At 70.5% G+C, this 18,867-nt stretch carries 12 protein-coding genes and 1 pseudogene; 6 read left to right on the forward strand and 7 right to left on the reverse strand.

Annotation, left to right across the window (positions count from 1 at the left end):
* Window positions 1-40: 40 nt before the first annotated feature.
* Window positions 41-1,501: a sodium:solute symporter family protein gene (locus C4B68_RS25815; protein ID WP_099499414.1), complete on the reverse strand. Its 1,461-nt coding sequence runs from the start codon at window positions 1,499-1,501 to the stop codon at window positions 41-43.
* Between the two features lie 176 nt (window positions 1,502-1,677).
* On the opposite strand from C4B68_RS25815, the gene C4B68_RS25820 reads away from it, so the two are divergent.
* A complete protein-coding gene (locus C4B68_RS25820; protein ID WP_180289166.1) occupies window positions 1,678-3,201 on the forward strand; it encodes a PucR family transcriptional regulator in 1,524 nt (507 codons plus the stop codon).
* 59 nt (window positions 3,202-3,260) lie between these two features.
* Here C4B68_RS25820 and C4B68_RS25825 read toward each other — a convergent pair whose 3' ends face one another.
* Window positions 3,261-4,067, reverse strand: coding sequence for an endonuclease I family protein (locus tag C4B68_RS25825; protein ID WP_099499413.1), 807 nt, complete (start codon window positions 4,065-4,067; stop codon window positions 3,261-3,263).
* A gap of 267 nt (window positions 4,068-4,334) precedes the next feature.
* Between C4B68_RS25825 and C4B68_RS25830 the strand changes: the two genes are divergently transcribed.
* The 4 genes from C4B68_RS25830 to C4B68_RS25845 all read left to right on the forward strand — a co-directional run bounded on the left by C4B68_RS25830 (window position 4,335) and on the right by C4B68_RS25845 (window position 11,175).
* Entirely contained in the window at window positions 4,335-5,186 is an 852-nt protein-coding gene (locus tag C4B68_RS25830; protein ID WP_099499412.1) for a serine hydrolase, read from the forward strand.
* 114 nt (window positions 5,187-5,300) lie between these two features.
* The gene (locus tag C4B68_RS25835) at window positions 5,301-9,092 is read left to right on the forward strand and encodes an ABC transporter ATP-binding protein (RefSeq protein ID WP_099499411.1); all 3,792 of its coding nucleotides are present in this window, start codon (window positions 5,301-5,303) and stop codon (window positions 9,090-9,092) included.
* 114 nt (window positions 9,093-9,206) lie between these two features.
* Entirely contained in the window at window positions 9,207-9,596 is a 390-nt protein-coding gene (locus tag C4B68_RS25840) for a hypothetical protein (RefSeq protein WP_099499410.1), read from the forward strand.
* A gap of 130 nt (window positions 9,597-9,726) precedes the next feature.
* Window positions 9,727-11,175 carry a S28 family serine protease gene (locus C4B68_RS25845; RefSeq protein ID WP_099499409.1) on the forward strand — a complete coding sequence of 483 codons (1,449 nt, stop codon included), beginning with the start codon at window positions 9,727-9,729 and terminating at the stop codon, window positions 11,173-11,175.
* A gap of 27 nt (window positions 11,176-11,202) precedes the next feature.
* Here the strand turns inward: C4B68_RS25845 and C4B68_RS25850 are convergent, their stop codons facing one another.
* Window positions 11,203-11,841 (reverse strand): hypothetical protein, encoded by a 639-nt coding sequence (locus tag C4B68_RS25850; RefSeq protein WP_099499408.1) that lies wholly within the window; start codon window positions 11,839-11,841, stop codon window positions 11,203-11,205.
* Between the two features lie 143 nt (window positions 11,842-11,984).
* Entirely contained in the window at window positions 11,985-13,871 is a 1,887-nt protein-coding gene (locus C4B68_RS25855) for a glycoside hydrolase family 3 protein (RefSeq protein WP_099499407.1), read from the reverse strand.
* A 308-nt stretch (window positions 13,872-14,179) separates the two neighbouring features.
* On the opposite strand from C4B68_RS25855, the pseudogene C4B68_RS44820 reads away from it, so the two are divergent.
* Window positions 14,180-14,314, forward strand: a pseudogene (locus C4B68_RS44820) (EamA family transporter); the annotation flags it as partial.
* Between the two features lie 22 nt (window positions 14,315-14,336).
* Here C4B68_RS44820 and C4B68_RS25865 read toward each other — a convergent pair.
* The 3 genes from C4B68_RS25865 to C4B68_RS25875 all read right to left on the reverse strand — a co-directional run bounded on the left by C4B68_RS25865 (window position 14,337) and on the right by C4B68_RS25875 (window position 18,562).
* Entirely contained in the window at window positions 14,337-15,980 is a 1,644-nt protein-coding gene (locus C4B68_RS25865) for a long-chain fatty acid--CoA ligase (RefSeq protein WP_099499528.1), read from the reverse strand.
* 45 nt (window positions 15,981-16,025) lie between these two features.
* On the reverse strand, window positions 16,026-17,132 hold the full coding sequence (locus C4B68_RS25870; protein ID WP_099499527.1) for an FAD-dependent oxidoreductase: 1,107 nt from the start codon (window positions 17,130-17,132) through the stop codon (window positions 16,026-16,028).
* Between the two features lie 191 nt (window positions 17,133-17,323).
* The gene (locus C4B68_RS25875; protein ID WP_099499406.1) at window positions 17,324-18,562 is read right to left on the reverse strand and encodes a PucR family transcriptional regulator; all 1,239 of its coding nucleotides are present in this window, start codon (window positions 18,560-18,562) and stop codon (window positions 17,324-17,326) included.
* Between the last annotated feature and the right edge of the window lie 305 nt (window positions 18,563-18,867).

Consider the following 18,867-nt stretch of genomic DNA (forward strand, 5'->3'; position numbering starts at 1 on the left):
TCCTGCGCTTCGTCGCGTATGTACTGCTCGCGCTCCGACTCTACTGGTGAGCCGGGACCGGTTCGGACGCGAGTTCGGGAGTCCGTCCGGCGAGACGATCGCGCCAGGCGGCGAGTACGGCCGCGTCGGTCGGCTTGGTCGCCAGGGAGACGACGACATAGGTGACCAGGGAGGACAACAGGCCGTAGTAGATGGGCTCGTTGGCGAGGATGCCGTACGTCGCCATCAGGCCGATGACCGCGACACCGCCGACGACGACGGAGGCGAGCGCGCCCTGCCCCGTGCCGCGCTTCCACAGCAGTCCGCCGAGGATCGGCACGAGCAGGCCGCCGACGAGCAGGTTGTACGCGACGGTCAGCGCCTGGACGACGTCGTTGAGCGCGATCGCCGTACCGATCACCGCGATGCCCATGATGAGGATGAAGGTGCGGTTGCCCTTGACCTCGTCATGCTCCTCGCCGTCGCGCTTCACGACTCCGCGCAACCGCGACCAGATGTCGTTGTTCGCGACGGTGGCGCAGGCGATGAGTGCGCCGGAGGAGGTGGACATGACGGCCGCCAGGGCCGCGGCGAGCACCAGTCCCCGTACGCCGACCGGGAGTTCGTCCTTGACGATGGTCGCGAAGGCAGCGTCCGCACTGGGCAGCTTCGGGTAGAGGACCTTGGCCGCGGTACCGATGACGGCGCCCGCGAGGGCGTACACCAGGCAGTAGGTGCCCGCGACGGTGCCGCCCCACTTGGCGGTCTTGTCGCTGCGCGCGGTGAAGACGCGCTGCCAGATGTCCTGCCCGATGAGCATGCCGAACGTATAGATCAGCACGTACGTGAAGATCGTCTCGCCGCCGATGCCCAGCGGGTCGAAGTACTCGGTGGGCAGCTTGGCCTTCATCTCGCTGAACCCGCCGGCCTTGACGACGGCGATGGGGAGAAGGAGAAGGAGCACGCCGATGGTCTTCACGACGAACTGCACCATGTCGGTGATGGTGATCGACCACATGCCGCCGAGCGTCGAGTAGGCGACGACGATCGAGCCGCCGAGGACGATCGCGAGCGTCCGGTTCATGTCGAAGAGGACGTCGAAGATCGTGGCGTAGGCGATGGTCGAGGTGACCGCGAGCATGAGGGTGTACGCCCACATGACCACGCCGGAGATGACGCCCGCCCGCCCGCCGTACCGCAGGTCCAGCATCTCGGAGACGGTGTAGACCTTCAGGCGGGCGATGCGGGCGGAGAAGAAGATGGAGAGGGCGAGGAGGCCGAGGCCGATGGTGAAGACCATCCAGGCCCCGGACAGCCCGTACTGGTACCCGAGCCCGACGCCGCCGATGGTGGACGCGCCGCCGAGGACGATCGCCGCCATCGTCCCGGAGTACATGGAGGGCCCGAGCCGCCGCCCAGCCACGAGGAACTCACTCTTGGACCTGGCGCGGCGCATGCCCCACCAGCCCATGACCAGCATGCCGGCCAAATAGACGACGATCACTATGTAGTCGACGGCCATGGATCTCCTCCGCGCGCTCGGTGGCGTGTCGTGCAGGTCTATGGGGAGTGGTGGGGGACTGGCCGGTGGCTGATCGCGGGGACATCCGCCCGTACCCGCGGCTGCCGGCGGTCATGACACTAGGTGGCCGGCAAGCGACACTGAAGTGTACGTTTCATCCACTGCCGCTTGACCGGATGGAGGAACCGTCCACCATGTCGGACGCACAGCCACCTTCTGCACCTGCCGTACCCCCCACGCCCGCGGTGCCGCTGTCGGCGCTCCTGGCCCGCGATGACCTGGCCCTGCGCCAGATCGCGGGCCCGGTGGACGAGGCGACGGTGATCTTCTGGGTGCACACGTCGGAGATGGCGGACCCGTACCCGTATCTGCTCGGCGGCGAGCTGCTGCTGACGGCCGGGGTCCACATCCCGGAGGCCGCCGGCTCCGGTACCTACTTCGACGACTACGTCTCCCGGATCGTGGCGGCGGGCGGCGCGGCGCTCGGCTTCGGCCTTGCCCCGGTGCACGACACGGTTCCCCGGGCGCTGGTGGCGGCGTGCGACGCGTACGGCCTTCCGCTGCTGGAGGTCCCGCCCCAGACCACGTTCTCGGGCATCGCGCGGGCGGTCTGGCAGCTGATGGCGCAGGCCCGGCTGGCCGAACTGCGACGGGTGACGGAGGCCCAGCAGAGCCTGGCGGCCGCGGCGGCGCGCCCTGACCCGGTACCGGCCGTGCTGCGACAGCTGGCCCAGCGGGTGGGGGGCTGGGCGGTGCTGTACGGACCGGACGGGGTGGAGCTGGCGGGGGCGGGGAGGGTGTCAGGGGCCGACAGCGCGCTCCCGGTCACGCAGTCCCTCGCCGAGCTGGCCGCTGTTGTGCGGCCCGGGGAGGGGAAGGGGGCCGTGCCCTCCTCCGCGACCGACACCGTGGGTGGGGTGTACCTCGCGGCGTACGCGCTGGGCGCCGGGCAGGGCTTCGTCCTCGGGGTCGCGGCGCCGCGTCGGGAACCCGGGGATCACACCATCGCCTCCGTCGCCGCTGTACTGCTCTCCCTCCTCACCGGGGAGCACCAGAGCGTGAGCGGGGCGGCGCGGTCGGCGGCCCTGGTGCGGTTGCTGCTGGGAGCCGAGCCGGAGTCGGTCGCGCCGTTGCTGGGCGGGGAACGGTGGGTCGTCGTGCACGCGCGGCCCGCCGGGGACGGCCCCGCGCCGGACGCCGTCTCCGCGTCCGCGCTGGGGGCGGCGCTGGGGTCCGCGCTGGTCGACGCGGGCGACGACGTCGTACGCGTCCTCGTCCCCGGCGACCGCGAGCCCGCCGCGCAGCCGGGCTGGACCTGCGGGGTCAGCGCGCCCGTCGGCCCGCACGAGTGGGCGGCGGCCGACACACAGGCGGCCCGCGCCCTGGCCCGCGCCCGCGCGACCCGCACCGCACTCGTCCGCCACGGCGAGCGCCCCGCCCTCGCGGACCTCGTCCCCCCGGCCGACGCCGAGGCCCACGCCCACGCGCTCCTCGCCCCGGTCTCCGCCACCCCCGCCCTCACCGAGACCCTCCGCACGTGGCTCTCCCTGCACGGCAGCTGGGACCGCACGGCGGTGGCCCTGTCCGTCCACCGCAACACCGTCCGCCAACGCATCGCGCGGTGCGCGGCGTTGCTGGGGATGGACCTCGACGACCCTGACGTGCGGATGGAGCTGTGGTTCGCGTTGCGGGAGGGCTGAACTCGCGGGATTGAGCTGAACACCCCGTAGAACAGGGGGTGTTCAGCTCGCGGCACCGGTTACCAGATCGACTCGACCCACTCCGGGTGGTCGATGAACGGGTTGCGGTTGTGCTGGTAGGTGTCGTAGATGACCTGGTTGCGGTTCTCCTCGAAGGCGTCCGGCGGGTCCTCGTCGTTCCACTGCTTCAGGACCGAGAGGCGGCCGTGGTAGGGGACGCTGCCGTTGGTGACCGCGTCGTTCGGCTCCAGGTCGGGCCAGCTGTCGCCGCCCTCGTAGCGCACGGCCATGTAGAGGATCATGCGGGCCACGTCGCCCTTGACGGCGTCGCGCGGCTCGAAGGAGTTCGAGTCGGTGAGGCTGCCGCCGCTGTTGGTGAACGAGCTGCCGCCGTTGTCGAAGTCCTTGTTGCCGCGGATGCTGTTGACCTGGACGTCCTCGGGGCGCAGGTGGTGGAGGTCCGTGCCGGGGCCGGCCGAGGTGCCGAAGTCGCCGTGGGACTGGGCCCACACGTGCTCGCGGTTCCAGTTGCCGGTGGCGCCGCCGTTCAGCGACTTGCTGCGGGAGATGCCCGAGTACAGCAGCTTCACGTTGTTGCTGTTGTTCGGGTCCTGGTCCGTCACCTTCAGCGCGGTCCAGACGGCCGAGTACGAGATCGTCGTCTGGTCGCTGATGATCGTGTGCAGCGAGGACTTGAGGCTCGGGCCGGTCTTGCCGATCGCGTCGGCGTAGTACGTGTCGTCGTACGCCGTGGTCGTGGCGCCGGCCGGGGTCGCGGTCAGCGCGGGGAGAGTGAGGCCGACCAGGACAGCCGACGTGGCGAGCGCCAGGGGCTTCCAGCGGCGGCGTGTCAGCGTCGCGGGCATGGAGGTGTCCGATCTACGCGGATTGAATGAGCGGGACATTCGGGAGCGTGGCATGCACATGCGTTTCTGGGAATGAACGCGGCATGTCCATCCCGTGTCGGAAACCGGCAAGTCGCCTGCTGTGGGCGCGCGTTGAGGCGTGTGGAGCGTGGGGAGCGGTGGCACGGGAACGGCACCCGTACAACTTTCGGCCAGTTCCGCGAGTCAACCGGTGCGAACGCGCCTGCGTGGCGTGTTCACATCGGTTCCAGGGGATGGGAAGCCTCTATGACTCACCGGATAGCCCGGGGTACCCGTGTGCTCGCAGCGAGCCTCGGTGCTGGAGTGATCGTGCCGATCGTCGTGGCCGCGGCGCCCGCCGCCGCGGCCACCACGCCGACGGTCAGCTGTACGTCGAACCAGGCGGGCCTGGCCACCAAGCTGCAGAAGGACATCACCGCGGCGCTCGCGAACCGCAAGGGCACGATCGCGGTCGGCCTCTACGACCGCAGCACCAACACCCGATGCACCCTGCGGAGCAGCACCGCCTTCGACTCGGCCAGCGTCGTGAAGGTGACGGTGCTCGCCACGCTGCTGTGGGACGCCAAGAAGCACAACCGCTACTTGACGGCGCGCGAGGCCGAACTCGCCACCGCCATGATCACCAAGTCGGACAACGCCTCCACCAGCACGCTGTGGAAGCAGCTGGGCGTGACGAAGATCAAGGGCTTCCTCACCGCCGCCGGGATGACCCAGACCGTGCCGGGCGCCAACGGCTACTGGGGGCTCACCCGGATCACCGTCCAGGACGAGCAGAAGCTGCTTGCCCTCGTCACGGCCAGGAACTCCGTCCTGAGCGACAACTCCCGCGCGTACACCCTCAAGCTGATGGGCAAGGTCGTCTCCTCGCAGCGCTGGGGTACGCCGGCGGGGGCGCCCTCGTCCGTGGCCGTGCACGTCAAGAACGGCTGGCTCTCGCGGTCCACATACGGCTGGCGCGTGCACAGCGTCGGCACGTTCAACGGCGGCGGCCACGACTACATGATCTCCGTGCTCACGCATGGGAACAGCACCATGGACTACGGCATCGCCACCATCCAGGGCGTGGCCAGGGCCATCCACAAGGACCTCGTGGTCTGACCCCGTGCGTGACGCACGGCGACCGTGGGTGCCCCCTTTGTTGCGGAGGGATGAAATCCGGTTCGTTGAGCGTTGGTGTGTTCCGGCGGACAAGGATCTAAGGAAGGCACCGGCGTGGCAGCGCAACAGGGGGAGAAGCCCGGCTGGGCACGGCGGCTCGCCGGGTACGCGTGGCGGTATCCGAAGGACGTCGTCCTGGCACTCGGCTCCTCGCTGGCCGGCATGGCCGTCCTGGCGCTGGTCCCGCTGGTCACAAAGGTGATCATCGACGACGTCATCGATGACCACAGCCGCCCCATGGCCCCCTGGGCGGGCATGCTCATAGGCGCGGCTGTCGTCGTCTACGCCCTCACCTACATCCGCCGCTACTACGGCGGCCGCCTCGCCCTCGACGTCCAGCACGATCTGCGGACCGAGATGTACGAGACGATCACCCGGCTCGACGGTCGGCGCCAGGACGAGCTGTCCACCGGGCAGGTCGTCGGGCGGGCCACCAGTGACCTCCAGCTGATCCAGGGCCTGCTCTTCATGCTCCCGATGACCATCGGGAACGTGCTCCTCTTCCTGATCTCCCTCGGGATCATGGCCTCGCTGTCCCTGCCGCTCACCCTGGTCGCGCTCGCGGTCGCCCCCGCCCTCTGGTTCATCGCCAAGCGCAGCCGCACCAAGCTGCACCCCGCCACCTGGTACGCGCAGGCGCAAGCCGCCGCCGTCGCGGGCGTCGTCGACGGCGCCGTGAGCGGCGTACGCGTGGTGAAGGGCTTCGGGCAGGAGGAGCAGGAGACCGGGAAGCTGCGCGAGGTCGGGCGGCGGCTCTTCGCCGGGCGGATGCGCTCCGTCCGCCTCAACGCCACGTACACCCCGGCCCTCCAGGCCGTGCCCGCCCTCGGCCAGGTCGCGATGCTCGCGCTGGGCGGCTGGCTGGCCGTGCGCGGGCAGATCACGCTCGGTACGTTCGTCGCGTTCTCCGCGTACCTCGCCCAGCTCGTCGGGCCCGTACGCATGCTCGCCGTCGTGCTCACGGTCGCGCAGCAGGCCCGCGCCGGTGCCGAGCGCGTCCTCGAACTCATCGACACCGAGCCGTCCATCCAGGACGGGACGAAGACGCTGCCCGCCGACGCGCCCGCCACGGTCGAGTTCGACGACGTGTCGTTCGCATACGAGGACGGGCGGCCGGTGCTCGACGGACTGAGCTTCGAGATCCGGTCCGGCGAGACCCTCGCCGTCGTCGGTTCCTCCGGGTCCGGCAAGTCCACCGTCTCCCTCCTCCTCCCGCGCTTCTACGACGTCACGCACGGCGCCGTCCTCATCGGCGGCCACGACGTCCGCGAGCTGACGCAGGAGTCGCTGCGCGCCGCGATCGGGCTGGTCCCCGAGGACTCCTTCCTCTTCTCCGACACCGTGCGCGCCAACATCGCGTACGGCCGCCCGGACGCGACCGACGAGCAGATCGAGACCGCCGCCCGCGCCGCCCAGGCCGACCGGTTCATCGCCGAGATGCCCGACGGCTACGCCACCAAGGTCGGCGAGCACGGCCTCACCCTCTCCGGCGGCCAGCGGCAGCGCGTCGCGCTCGCCCGCGCGATCCTCACCGACCCGCGTCTGCTCGTCCTCGACGACGCCACCTCCGCCGTCGACGCCCGCGTCGAGCACGAGATCCACGAGGCCCTCGCCGAGGTCATGGAGGGCCGCACGACCCTCCTCATCGCCCACCGGCGCTCCACCCTCAACCTCGCCGACCGCATCGCCGTCCTCGACGGCGGCCGGCTCGCCGACATCGGCACCCACGAGGAACTCCAGGAGCGATCCCCGCTCTACCGCCGGCTGCTCACCGACCCGGACGAGCTGGGCGGCGTCTCCCCGGGACACGCCCAGCCCGCCGCGCCGCGGGAGGACACCTCCGTACGGGCGGAGCTGGACGCCGAGTTCGACGCCGAGCGCGGGGTCACTCCCCGCCTGTGGACCGGCGACCGCGAGCCGAAGGGCAACGCGCTCGACGGCATGCCGGCCACCCCCGAACTCCTCGCCCAGGTCAAGGCGTTGCCCGCGGCCACCGACACCCCCGCCATCGACGAGGGACGCGCCGTCACGCCCGAGGAATCGTACGGACTGCGGCGGCTGCTGCACGGTTTCGGGCTGCCCCTCCTGGTCAGCCTGGGGCTCGTCGCCGTCGACGCGGGCATGAGCCTGCTGCTGCCCGTGCTGATCCGGCACGGCATCGACAGCGGCGTCACCCGGCTCGCGCTCGGCGCGGTGTGGGCCGCGGCAGCGCTCGCGCTGATCACGGTGCTCGTCCAGTGGGCGGCGCAGATCGGCGAGACGCGGATGACGGGACGCACGGGGGAGCGGGTCCTGTACTCGCTGCGGCTGAAGATCTTCGCGCAGTTGCAGCGCCTCGGACTCGACTACTACGAGCGGGAGTTGACGGGCCGGATCATGACCCGGATGACGACCGACGTCGACGCGCTCTCGACCTTCCTCCAGACGGGTCTGGTCACCGCCTTCGTCTCCGTCGTCACCTTCTTCGGCATCATGGCCGCGCTGCTGGTGATCGACATACAGCTGGCGCTGGTCGTCTTCGTGTCGCTGCCGCCGCTGATCATCGGAACGTTCTTCTTCCGCCGGGCGAGCGTGAAGGCGTACGAACTCGCCCGTGAGCGGGTGTCGGTGGTCAACGCCGACCTCCAGGAGTCGGTCTCCGGGCTGCGGATCCTGCAGGCCTTCCGGCGCGAGCGCTCGGGCGGGCGGCGGTTCGCGGAGGGCAGCGACAGCTACCGCAAGGCGCGTATTCACGGGCAGTGGCTGATATCGGTGTACTTCCCGTTCGTACAGCTGCTGGCGTCGGTCGCGGCGGCGGCCGTCCTGATGGTCGGGGCCCACCGGATCGAGGCCGGGACGCTGACGGCCGGCGCGCTCGTCGCCTACCTCCTCTACATCGACCTGTTCTTCGCGCCCGTGCAGCAGCTCTCGCAGGTCTTCGACGGGTACCAGCAGGCGACGGTCTCGCTGGGCCGCATCCAGGAGCTGCTCCGGGAGCCGACGTCGACGAAGGCGGCCGACGAACCGCTGAAGGTCCTGTCGTTGCGGGGCGAGATCGCCTTCGAGGACGTCGACTTCGCGTACGGCTCCTCGGACGAGGCGGAAGAGGCCCTCAGCGGCGTGTCGTTGCGCATACCCGCCGGGCAGACCGTCGCCTTCGTCGGCGAGACCGGCGCGGGCAAGTCGACCCTGGTGAAGCTGGTGGCCCGGTTCTACGACCCGACCGGCGGGCGCGTCACGGCCGACGGAGCGGATCTGCGGTCGCTGGAGCTGACCTCGTACCGGCACCGGCTCGGCGTCGTCCCCCAGGAGGCATACCTCTTCCAGGGCACGGTCCGTGACGCCATCGCCTACGGCCGCCCCGACGCCACCGACGCCGAGGTGGAGGCCGCGGCCCGCGCGGTCGGCGCGCACGACATGATCGCCACGCTCGACGGCGGCTACCTCCACGAGGTCGCCGAGCGCGGCCGCAACCTCTCCGCGGGCCAGCGCCAGCTGATCGCCCTCGCCCGCGCGGAACTCGTCGACCCGGACGTCCTGCTCCTCGACGAGGCCACGGCTGCCCTCGACCTGGCCACGGAGGCGCTGGTCAACCAGGCGACGGACCGCCTCGCCGGACGGCGTACGGCCCGCCCGTCGCCCGACCACCACCCCTCAACGAGCGCTTACGCGCGCACCACCTTGATCGTCGCCCACCGGCTGACGACGGCCGCCCGCGCGGACCGCGTCGTGGTCATGGCCAACGGGCGGGTGGCGGAGGACGGCACGCACGACGAGCTCCTGCGACTCGACGGCCAGTACGCCGAGTTGTGGCGGACGTTCGTGGGGGCGCCGGAGCCGGAGGAGCCGGTCGGCTCCACTGCCTGACGCCCGCGGGCTCCACTTCCTGACGCCAGTAGGCGGATCGGCGGCGAGAGCAACCATCCGCCGTACGTCCCGCGTCCGTACACGCGTACGCTGATTGCTGCGGGAGGGACGACAGTGAACAGTGGTGCGATACGCCGACGGCTGGCGCTCGGCGTGGCCGTGCTGACCGCGTCCGGGCTGCTCGCGCTCGTGAGCCCCGGCAGCGCGGAGGCGGCCACCTCGTACTGTTCGGGACGCAAGGTCCGTACGCTGCCCTTCTCGACCGGGTCCGTGCAGGTCTACAAGCGCGGCGGTTACGTCTGCGCCGTCACCTTCCCCAAGCGGCAGGGGTCCCGCAAGCCGATGTCGGTGAGCGTGCAGGCGCGCGGCAGCCGGCCGGTGGTCGACCGGGGGAACTTCGAGCATCACGCGGGCCCGGTGACCGTGCACGCGGGCCGCCGCTGCGTCCGCGTCAAGGGTTCGGTCGGATCGGGCTCGGTGGACTCCGGCTGGATCCTCTGCTGAGTCACCGCTTTCGCACGGGACGGGGGTCCGGGAGTCTCCCCCGGGTAAAAACAGCCCATCTCCCCTGGTGTACCTGTGAGTTGCTCCGATAGCTTCCGGCGGACATCTGCGTATTCCCAGGGGAGGGTGCATGCGCAAGGCGCTCAGATGGCTGCTGGCGCTCACCGTGCTCATAGGCACGATGAGCACGGCCGGGGCGGCCACCGCCGCCCAGCCGGAGGCCACCGACACCAACGGAACGACCACCGAGGACATCAAGGACCGGCTCCTGGCGATACCGGGCATGAGCCTGATCGAGGAGAAGCCGTACACCGGCTACCGGTTCTTCGTCCTCAACTACACCCAGCCGGTCGACCACCGGCACCCGTCGAAGGGCACGTTCCAGCAGCGGATCACCGTGCTGCACAAGGACACCGCACGCCCGACGGTCTTCTACACCGGCGGCTACAACGTCTCCGTGAACCCCAGCCGCCGCGAGCCGACCCAGATCGTGGACGGCAACCAGGTCTCGATGGAGTACCGCTTCTTCACTCCGTCCCGGCCCGACCCGGCCGACTGGTCCAACCTCGACATCTGGCAGGCGGCCAGCGACCAGCACCGCATCTTCAAGGCCCTCAAGCAGATCTACGGCAAGAAGTGGATCTCCACGGGCGGCTCCAAGGGCGGCATGACCGCCACGTACTACGAGCGTTTCTACCCGCGTGACATGGACGGCGTCGTCGCGTACGTCGCCCCCAACGACGTGGTGAACAAGGAGGACTCGGCCTACGACCGCTTCTTCGCGAAGGTCGGCACCAAGGAGTGCCGCGACAAGCTGAACGCCGTACAGCGCGAGGCGCTGGTGCGCCGGGAGCCGCTGGAGAAGAAGTACGAGGCGTTCGCCGCCGAGAACGGCTTCACATTCGACACGATCGGCAGCCTGGACAAGGCGTACGAGGCGGTCGTGCTGGACTACGTCTGGGGCTTCTGGCAGTACAGCCTGCTGTCGGACTGCGACGCGATCCCGGCGGACGCGGCGCACGCGACCGACGACGAGATCTGGGCGTCGGTGGACGGCATCTCCGGTTTCTCGGCCTACACCGACCAGGGCCTGACGACGTACACGCCGTACTACTACCAGGCGGGTACGCAGCTCGGCGCGCCGACGATCCACTTCCCGCACATCGAGAAGATGTACATCCGGTACAGCTACCAGCCGCCCCGGAACTTCGTGCCGCGCTCCATCCCGATGGAGTTCCAGCCGTGGGCGATGCGCGACGTGGACACCTGGGTGCGCCACCACGCCAACCACATGCTCTACGTCTACGGCGAGAACGACCCGTGGGGGGCCGAGCCCTTCCGCCTCGGGGCGGGTGCGCGTGACTCGTATGTCTTCACGGCACCGGGCCTGAACCACGGCGCCAACGTCGCCGGTCTCGTCGCCGACGAGAAGGCCCTCGCCACCGCCCGCATCCTGGAGTGGGCGGGCGTCGCGTCGGCGGCGGTCCAGTCCGATCCGTCGGCCGCGAAGCCGCTGGCTCGCTACGACGCCAAGCTCGACCGGCACGACGTGCAGCGCGAGATGACGCTGCGCCCGTAACAACGCACCGGCTGCGTCCGCCCCCGGCTACACCGGGCGGGCGCAGCCCACCGGCTTGCTTCCGCCCAGCTGGACGTAAAGAGCCGTGACCGCCGGGCACTTGGCGCGGTCGGTCACGGCCGACGTCACGCGGTACTCCGGGGGTTTCCTGCCCTCGCCGTCGCAGGCCGTCTCGCGGACCTGGCCGCCGCCCGCGCTGTAGACGCAGTCGCCGACGATGGTGCGCGGGCCCCCGCCGCCGCCCGGGTCGCCGGGGTGCGGGGCCTGGAGCCCCCGCATACAGGCGTAGCCCTGGGGGACCGCGCCGTCGCCGTCCTCGTCGGAGGCGGGCGCGGTCTGGCTGATGTGCAGGACGAAGTCCGTGGTCGCGGGGCAGGACGGGCCGTCCGCCACCTTGCCGTCGTAGCGGGCGATCACCCGCGCCGCCGCCCGTTCACTGGAGCAGGACACCTCCGTGAAGCTGGTCGTCCCGAAGGAGCTGCACTCCTCGACGGCGAGGAACACCGCCCCGTATCCGGAGGGCCGCGTCGAGGACGGCGTCGGGCCGGCCGCGTCGTCGCCGGAGTCGGATCCGGACCAGCGCTGGCATCCGCAGAGCACGGCCAGGGCCAGCACCAGCACGCACACCGCCCCAACGGAACGCCCACACAACGCACTGCCTCGCATGGCTCCCCCCGATACCCCCGCCCAGCGTGACCCGCCGCAGCGGGCACACGCCAGACATGTGGGGTCCTTTGCGCCGATTGGGGGCGGTGCGCGAGGTGTGCGACGTACGTCTCGTACGTCAGTCCGTCTCCGATGGCGTACGTCTAGTACGTCAAGCCGTACCCGATCGGATACAGCACCTGCGCCGGGTCGTCCGCCCGTTGCACCGGCACCGGCAGTGTGCCGCGCGGGTTCACCCGGCCGGCGATCACCCGGGCGGCGGCGCGCAGTTCCACGTCCGTCCAGGAGTACGAGGCCACGTAGGCACCCACGCCGGGGAACCGGGCGACGTCGTACGGGTTCCTGATGGCGATCGCGACCACCGGGACGCCGGTGGCGACGAGTTGCTCGACGAGGGTCTTCTGGGAACTGGTCGCCGACACGTTGTACGTCCCGACGACGACGGCGTCCGCGTCCTCAGCCGCCGCGACCGCCTTGGCGATCGTCGCCGCCGAGGGCGTGATGCCGGTGGACAGGGCGGTGGCGGTGAAGCCGAGTTCGGTGAGGGCGGCGGCGAGGACGGTGGTGGGCGGCCCGTCGGAGAGTGAGGGGGAGGCGGGGTCGGCGCCCACGACCAGCAGCTTCGGGGTGCGCCGGCGGGACAGCGGAAGCAGGCCCTCCTTGTTGACCAGCAGGGTCGTCGTGCCCTCCGCGATCCGGTCGGCCGCCCGGAGGTGCGCCGGGGTGCCGACCGCGCGGTCGACGCCGTCGTCGGTGACGTACGGGTCGGTCAGCAGCCCGAGCTTGGACTTGAGGCGCAGGACACGCAGGATCGACTCGTCGAGGCGGGCCTCGGTCAGCTCACCGCCGCGTACGGCGTTCAGGACCGCGTTCCACGCGATGTCCAGGGAGGGCGGGTTGAGGAGCTGGTCGACACCTGCCTTGAGCGCGAGGACGGGGACGCGGTCGTCGCCGTACTTCGTCCGTACGCCCTCCATACCGAGCGAGTCCGTCACCACGACACCGTCGTAACCGAGTTCCTCGCGCAGGATGCCGGTGAGGATCGGGCGCGAGAGGGTGGCCGGGTCGCCGGCCGGGTCGAGTGCCGGGACCATGATGTGCGCGGTCATGATCGAGTCGATGCCGGCGCGGATGGCGGCCCGGAAGGGCGTGGCGTCGAGCTCCGACCACAGTTCGCGGCTGTGGGTGATGACGGGGAAGCCGTAGTGGCTGTCGACGGCGGTGTCGCCGTGGCCGGGGAAGTGCTTGGCGGTGGCCGCGACGCCGGATCCCTGATACCCCTTCACCTCGGCCGCGACCAGACCGGCCACCGCGTCCGGGTCGGCGCCGAAGGAGCGTACGCCGATGACCGGGTTGGCCGGGTTGACGTTCACGTCGGCGACGGGGGAGTAGTCCTGGCGGATGCCGATGGCGCGCAGTTCGGCACCGGCGATACGGCCGAGGGTGCGGGCGTCGGACCGCGAACCGCCCGCGCCGATGGCCATCGCGCCCGGGAACAGCGTCGCGGGCTTGCCCACGCGTGCCACTATCCCGTGCTCCTGGTCGGTGGAGACGAGAACGGGCAGCCCGCGCGGCTGGTCGAGGGACGCCTTCTGGATCCCGTTGGAGAGATCCGCTGTCTGATGGGGGTTCCGGGTGTTGTGCGCCCAGGCGAAGTAGATGATCCCGCCGACCCGGTACTTGGCGATCAGCTCGGCGGCCGTGCGGACGCCGATCTCCTTGAGGTTGGCGTCGATGTCGGCCTGGTCGGGCGCGGTGGCGGAGTGGCCGTACACGCGCATCACGAAGAGCTGGCCGACCTTCTCCTCCAGCGTCATACGGGAGATGAGGGCGCGGAGTTTGTTGTCGTCGTGGGGACGGGTGCCTTCGGCGTACGCGGAGGTGCCGGTGGCGAGTGCGGCGGTGACGCCCGCGGTGGCGGCGAGAACCGTACGCCGGGACGGAGTCGGCGAAGTCACCGGTGATGTCGGTGTCGCCGGTCTGTCCGGTCTGGCGGTGTTTCCTGTGTTTCCCGTGCTGGAGTCGCGCACGTGCGCTCCTTCCCTGGTGAAGGAAACTTCCGAGGAGTCACGAATATCCAGGAAGTTTCTTCCAGTCAAGGGTGTGCACAGTAACCCGGGTCGGGGCCGTCACCGGCGCAGTTGGAGGGGGGCGCGCCGGTGACGGCATGCTGCCGGCCGCAGGCGGCGGAGAGGGTGGTCAGCGATCGCAGCCAGCAGCGAGGCCGACACCGCACTGCGGAGACTCATCCGGCAGCTTGCGGATTGGACGAAGGGGGAGGGGGCCGGGTTCCCCGGATCCGGAAGTTGGGGCGGGGGTGCCGGATGGGGTTGGATGCGAGCCGATCAGCCCTCTGCGCTGGGGAGCGGCAGCCCTGCTGGTGGGAGGGGTGGCGCTGACGTCACTGGCGCCGTCGAAGAAGGCCGACAAGGCGGGCGTTCCATCGAGGGAACAGGTCAGTGAGCCGGCATGAGGAGGGCATGACCGAGAGCGCGTCAGAACAGGGTGACGTCCAGTGCGCCTTCGGCGTACTGCCTGCGGAGTTCCTTCTTGTCGAACTTGCCGACGCTGGTCTTGGGGACGGAGTGGATGATCGTCCAGCGTTCGGGGAGCTGCCACTTGGCGATCCGGCCTTCTTCGGCGAGGAAGGTGCGCAGGGTGGCGAAGTCGGCGGTGGCGCCCTGTTTGAGGACGACGGTGGCCAGGGGGCGTTCGCCCCACTTGTCGTCGGGGACGGCGACGACGGCGGCTTCGGCGACGTCGGGGTGGGACATGAGGGCGTTCTCCAGGTCGACGGAGGAGATCCATTCGCCGCCCGACTTGATGACGTCCTTGGCGCGGTCGGTGAGGGTGAGGAAGCCGTCGGGGCTGATGGTGCCGACGTCACCGGTCTTGAGCCAGCCGTCTTCACTGAACTTGTCGGCGGGGCGCAGTGGTTCGGTGCCCTGGCCGCCGTAGTAGGCGCCGGCGATCCAGGGGCCGCGGACCTCCAGTTCGCCGGCGGATTTGCCGTCCCAGGGGAGGCGTTCGCCGCTGGGGCCGGTGAGGCGGGCCTCGACGCCGGCGGGGAAGCGGCCCTGGGTGAGCCGGTAGGCGAACTCCTCGTCCGTGCCCACCGCGTGGGCCGGCGGCCGGGCGATGGTGCCGAGCGGTGAGGTCTCGGTCATGCCCCAGGCGTGGCAGACCCGCATGCCCAGCTCGTCGAAGGCGGCCATGAGTGAGGGCGGGCAGGCCGAGCCGCCGATGGTGACCTGGGTGAGGGAGGAGACGTCACGGGGCTTGGCGTGCAGCTCGGCGAGCAGGCCCTGCCAGATGGTGGGGACCGCGGCGGCGTGCGTGGGCCGCTCGCTCTCGATCATCTCGGCGATCGGCGCGGGCTGCAGAAAACGGTCCGGCATGAGCAGACCGGCGCCGGTCATGAACCCGGCGTAGGGCAGCCCCCAGGCGTTGACGTGGAACTGCGGCACCACGACGAGGGACGTGTCCATGTCGGTGAGCCCCATGGACTGGGCCATGTTCTCCTGCATGGAGTGCAGGTAGACGGAGCGGTGGCTGTACACCACGCCCTTGGGGTCGCCGGTCGTCCCGGAGGTGTAGCACATGGCCGCGGCCTGCCGCTCGTCGAGCTCCGGCCAGTCGTACGTCGTCGGCTTCCCGGCGAGCAGCTCCTCGTACTCGTGCACCCGCACGGACGTGCCGTCGAGCAGCGAACGGTCACCGGGCCCCGACACGACCACATGCTCGACGGTCGGCAGATGGGGCAGGAGCGGCGCCAGCAGCGGAAGCAGCGAACCGTTGACGACGACCACACGATCGGCGGCATGGTTGACGATGAAGGTCAACTGCTCCGAGGGCAGACGGAGGTTGAGGGTGTGCAGGACCGCGCCCATGGACGGGATCGCGTAGTACGCCTCGACATGCTCGGCGTTGTTCCACATCAGCGTCGCGACCCGCTCGTCGCCCGTCACCCCCAGATCGTCGCGCAGCGAATGCGCCAACTGGCCCGCGCGGTCGCCGATCTCCGCGTACGAGCGATGCCGCGGCCGGCCCTCGCCCGTCCAGGTGGTCACCTGCGATGTGCCGTGGACCGTCGACCCGTGGGTCAGGATCCTCGAGATCAGCAGGGGTACGTCCTGCATGGTGCTCAGCACAGCGTCCTCCTCGTGTCAGTGGTGGGTACCGGGTCAGGCGATCCGGGCCGCGAGTTCCGCGGCCTCCTCGGCGCAGCCCCAGGAGAGGGTGAAACCGGAGCCGCCGTGGCCGTAGTTGTGCACGATCCGGGTGCCGAACTCGGTCTCCAGGCGGACGTTCCCCTTGCGTGCCGGGCGGACTCCGACGCGTACCGGGTCGGGGAGAGGGATGGCGTCGCGGAGCATCGGGAGGAACTCCGAGCAGCGGCGGACCATCGCCCGTACCGGCTCGTGGCGGTAGGCCAGGTCGATGGACCACTCGCCCTCCTCGACGAGTCCGCCGAGCACGAGCGTGGTGTCGTTGCGCGGGACGACGAAGACCATGTTCTGGCCGGGGTGCGCGTCGTCGTGGGCCATCAGGTGCGCGGTGGTGATGCGGGGGAACATGCGGTCGTCGTTGCGTACGTGGAAGAGGGCGCCGCGCAGTGGGTACATCGAGGCGTCGGGGGACAGGAACATCGCCCCCAGGCCGGCGCAGTTGACGATGACGTCGGCGTCGTACCGGCGCAGCAGGTCCTGTTCGTGTGTCACCAACCCGGAGTCGATCATGCCCTGGACGAGGGTGGCCCCGGCGGTGAGCACCCGGGCCAGCAGCCAGTCCATGTACGCCTCGGTGTCGATCACCGGTGCGAGATGGGTGTAGGCGTCGACTGCCTTCGCGCCCTCCCCCAGGCGGTTCTCGGTGATCAGGGCGGCGTCGTGGCGGAAGCCCGGCAGGTGGCTCAGCTCCCGCATCTTGGCCAGTTCGCGCGGGACTTCGGCCACGGGGCGGCGGAAATAGGAGACGGCGGGGCGGAGGCGTACTCCGGTGGCCGGGTCCCCGCTCAGCTCCGTGAAGGCGCGGTAGGAGACCATGCACCACTCCTTGGAGCGCTTCAGGGAGATCGTGTCCTGGTGGTGTCCGCACACGGCCGGCGGCCACTCCCACAGGGCGCCGGCGACGGCGGAGACGATGTCGGGGGAGAGTTTGTCGGCGACGACGGTGACCGCGAGGCCCCTGCGCCGCAGACACAGTGCCGTGGTCAGCCCGCTGACCCCGGCGCCGATCACCAGGGCCCGGCTCCCGCCTTCGGTTCGTCGGGACGCGGACAGCACGCTCATGTTCATGTTCACCTTCCGGGGGCCGTACGAGGCCTGGTGGATTCCGGGAATTGCGAGAATTGCGGGGATTCCCGGGGATTCACAGGGGGGTTTCGAGGGGTGTGTTCGGAAGGTAGGCGGAGCGTACGGGGTGCGCGCTGGGCAGGCGCACAGGGTCCGGCGACATCGGTTGTACCAACTCCCAGCGAGAATCACGGAGTTGGCACGCGGTTGATCAGAGCGGCCCACTCCGGCCGCGCCTCGGGCAGGTGCTGGAGGGTGAGCAGCCCGAGATAGCAGGTGAGCAGGAACCTGTGGTCCTCCAGGGACCGCCCGCTCAGGCTCTCGATGCGCCGAAGGCGGTTGAGGATGGTGTTCCGGTGGCAGAACAGCAGCTCCGCGGAGCGCGCCGCGGAGCGGCCGTTGTGGTACCAGACGGCCAGCGTCTGCAGCAGGACGTCCCGTTCCTCCGCCGGGAGGTCGAGCAGCGGTCCGAGCGCCTGCCGGGCCAGCCGGGTCGCCAGCCCCGGACTGGAGATGACCAGCGCCTCCGGGAGCCGCTCCTCGATCCACGCCACCTCGGCGCTCTGCCGCGGCAGGGTCCGCAGCGCGATCTCCGCCATGCGGTGGGCCTCCGGCACCTCGTGCAGCGCCTCGAAGGGGCCCGAGACGCCGACCCGGCCGACCGGGTTGCGGCGCAGCGCGGCGATCAGCCGGGACACCGGAGCGTTGCCCAGGGCCAGCAGGCCGATCTCACGGTCCCCCCGGATGCGCCAGGCCGCGCTGTACGAGTAGGCCGCGCACGCGTCCTGGGCGGCGCTGAAGGTGTGGTGGGCGGCGATGTCGAAGGGCGCGACGACGAACGCGTACGGCCCCGGGGACGGCAGGCCGAGCACGGACAGTGCCTCGGCGGCGGTCTCGGGGTCACCGCCCCGCCCCTCCAGCAGTGCGTCGAACGTGGCCTGTTGGCGCTGTGCGTCGCGCGCCCGCAGTTCGGCCTCCGTCTGCCGGTAGCCGGCCACGACGGCCTCCGAGTGACGGTCCATCACCTTCATGACGGCGCTGGTCACTTCGAGGAAGGCGGCCAGCCCCTCGTACGGTGTGCCGCGGATCTCGGCCAGCAGGGCGTTCAGGATCGGCTGGGTCGCCAGCCGGTAGGCGCGCAGGACGGCTTCGAGCGGGACGCCCTGCTGTGCCCGGCGGCGGCCCGTGGTGCGGGCGACCGCCAGTTCCTCGTCCGCCGGCCGCTTGGTGCCGGCCAGCGCTTCGAGGATCTGCCGGGCGTTGTTCCCCACGGACTGGCTGAGCACGTCCTGCGGTACGGCGCCCGCGGACTGGTACATGGCCTCCCGGGCCACGATCAGTCCGACGATCCGCCGGGTGAGTTCGGGGAGTTGGTCGAGTACGCGCCTGGCTGCGGCCGTGAGCACGGCCTGGGAATCGGCGGGCATAGGCCCGGAGGGTAGCGAAGCATGTCGAATGCGTGAACGCCGTGAAACCGACGTGACGCGTCTGACGGAGCGGCTGTGCCTCGGGTCACTGGGTGAAGGTGAATTCCAGACGAACGAAAAGGGAACGCCCCCTGCACAACCGATGGCCCCGCACGCTGTGCGGCTGACCAGCGCCGGGCAGTGACCGCCTCAGTACGTTGACCCGGTACCCCCAACTCCCCTCCCCTCCCCCCACCTCTCCTCTCCTCCCCTCCCCTCAGCTCCCTTCCTCCCTCGTGTACTTCCCCCTGTTCCCTTCCCCTGTG

The sequence above is a fragment of the Streptomyces dengpaensis genome, from assembly GCF_002946835.1.
Classification (GTDB): Bacteria; Actinomycetota; Actinomycetes; order Streptomycetales; family Streptomycetaceae; genus Streptomyces; species Streptomyces dengpaensis.

What these genes read in the sequence shown, in the direction of transcription:
- C4B68_RS25815 (WP_099499414.1), bottom strand. Translation starts at nt 1,501, where the DNA reads ATGGCCGTCGACTACATAGTGATCGTCGTCTATTTGGCCGGCATGCTG.
- C4B68_RS25820 (WP_180289166.1), top strand. Translation starts at nt 1,678, where the DNA reads ATGGAGGAACCGTCCACCATGTCGGACGCACAGCCACCTTCTGCACCT.
- C4B68_RS25825 (WP_099499413.1), bottom strand. Translation starts at nt 4,067, where the DNA reads ATGCCCGCGACGCTGACACGCCGCCGCTGGAAGCCCCTGGCGCTCGCC.
- C4B68_RS25830 (WP_099499412.1), top strand. Translation starts at nt 4,335, where the DNA reads ATGACTCACCGGATAGCCCGGGGTACCCGTGTGCTCGCAGCGAGCCTC.
- C4B68_RS25845 (WP_099499409.1), top strand. Translation starts at nt 9,727, where the DNA reads ATGCGCAAGGCGCTCAGATGGCTGCTGGCGCTCACCGTGCTCATAGGC.
- C4B68_RS25850 (WP_099499408.1), bottom strand. Translation starts at nt 11,841, where the DNA reads ATGCGAGGCAGTGCGTTGTGTGGGCGTTCCGTTGGGGCGGTGTGCGTG.
- C4B68_RS25865 (WP_099499528.1), bottom strand. Translation starts at nt 15,980, where the DNA reads ATGCAGGACGTACCCCTGCTGATCTCGAGGATCCTGACCCACGGGTCG.
- C4B68_RS25870 (WP_099499527.1), bottom strand. Translation starts at nt 17,132, where the DNA reads ATGAGCGTGCTGTCCGCGTCCCGACGAACCGAAGGCGGGAGCCGGGCC.
- C4B68_RS25875 (WP_099499406.1), bottom strand. Translation starts at nt 18,562, where the DNA reads ATGCCCGCCGATTCCCAGGCCGTGCTCACGGCCGCAGCCAGGCGCGTA.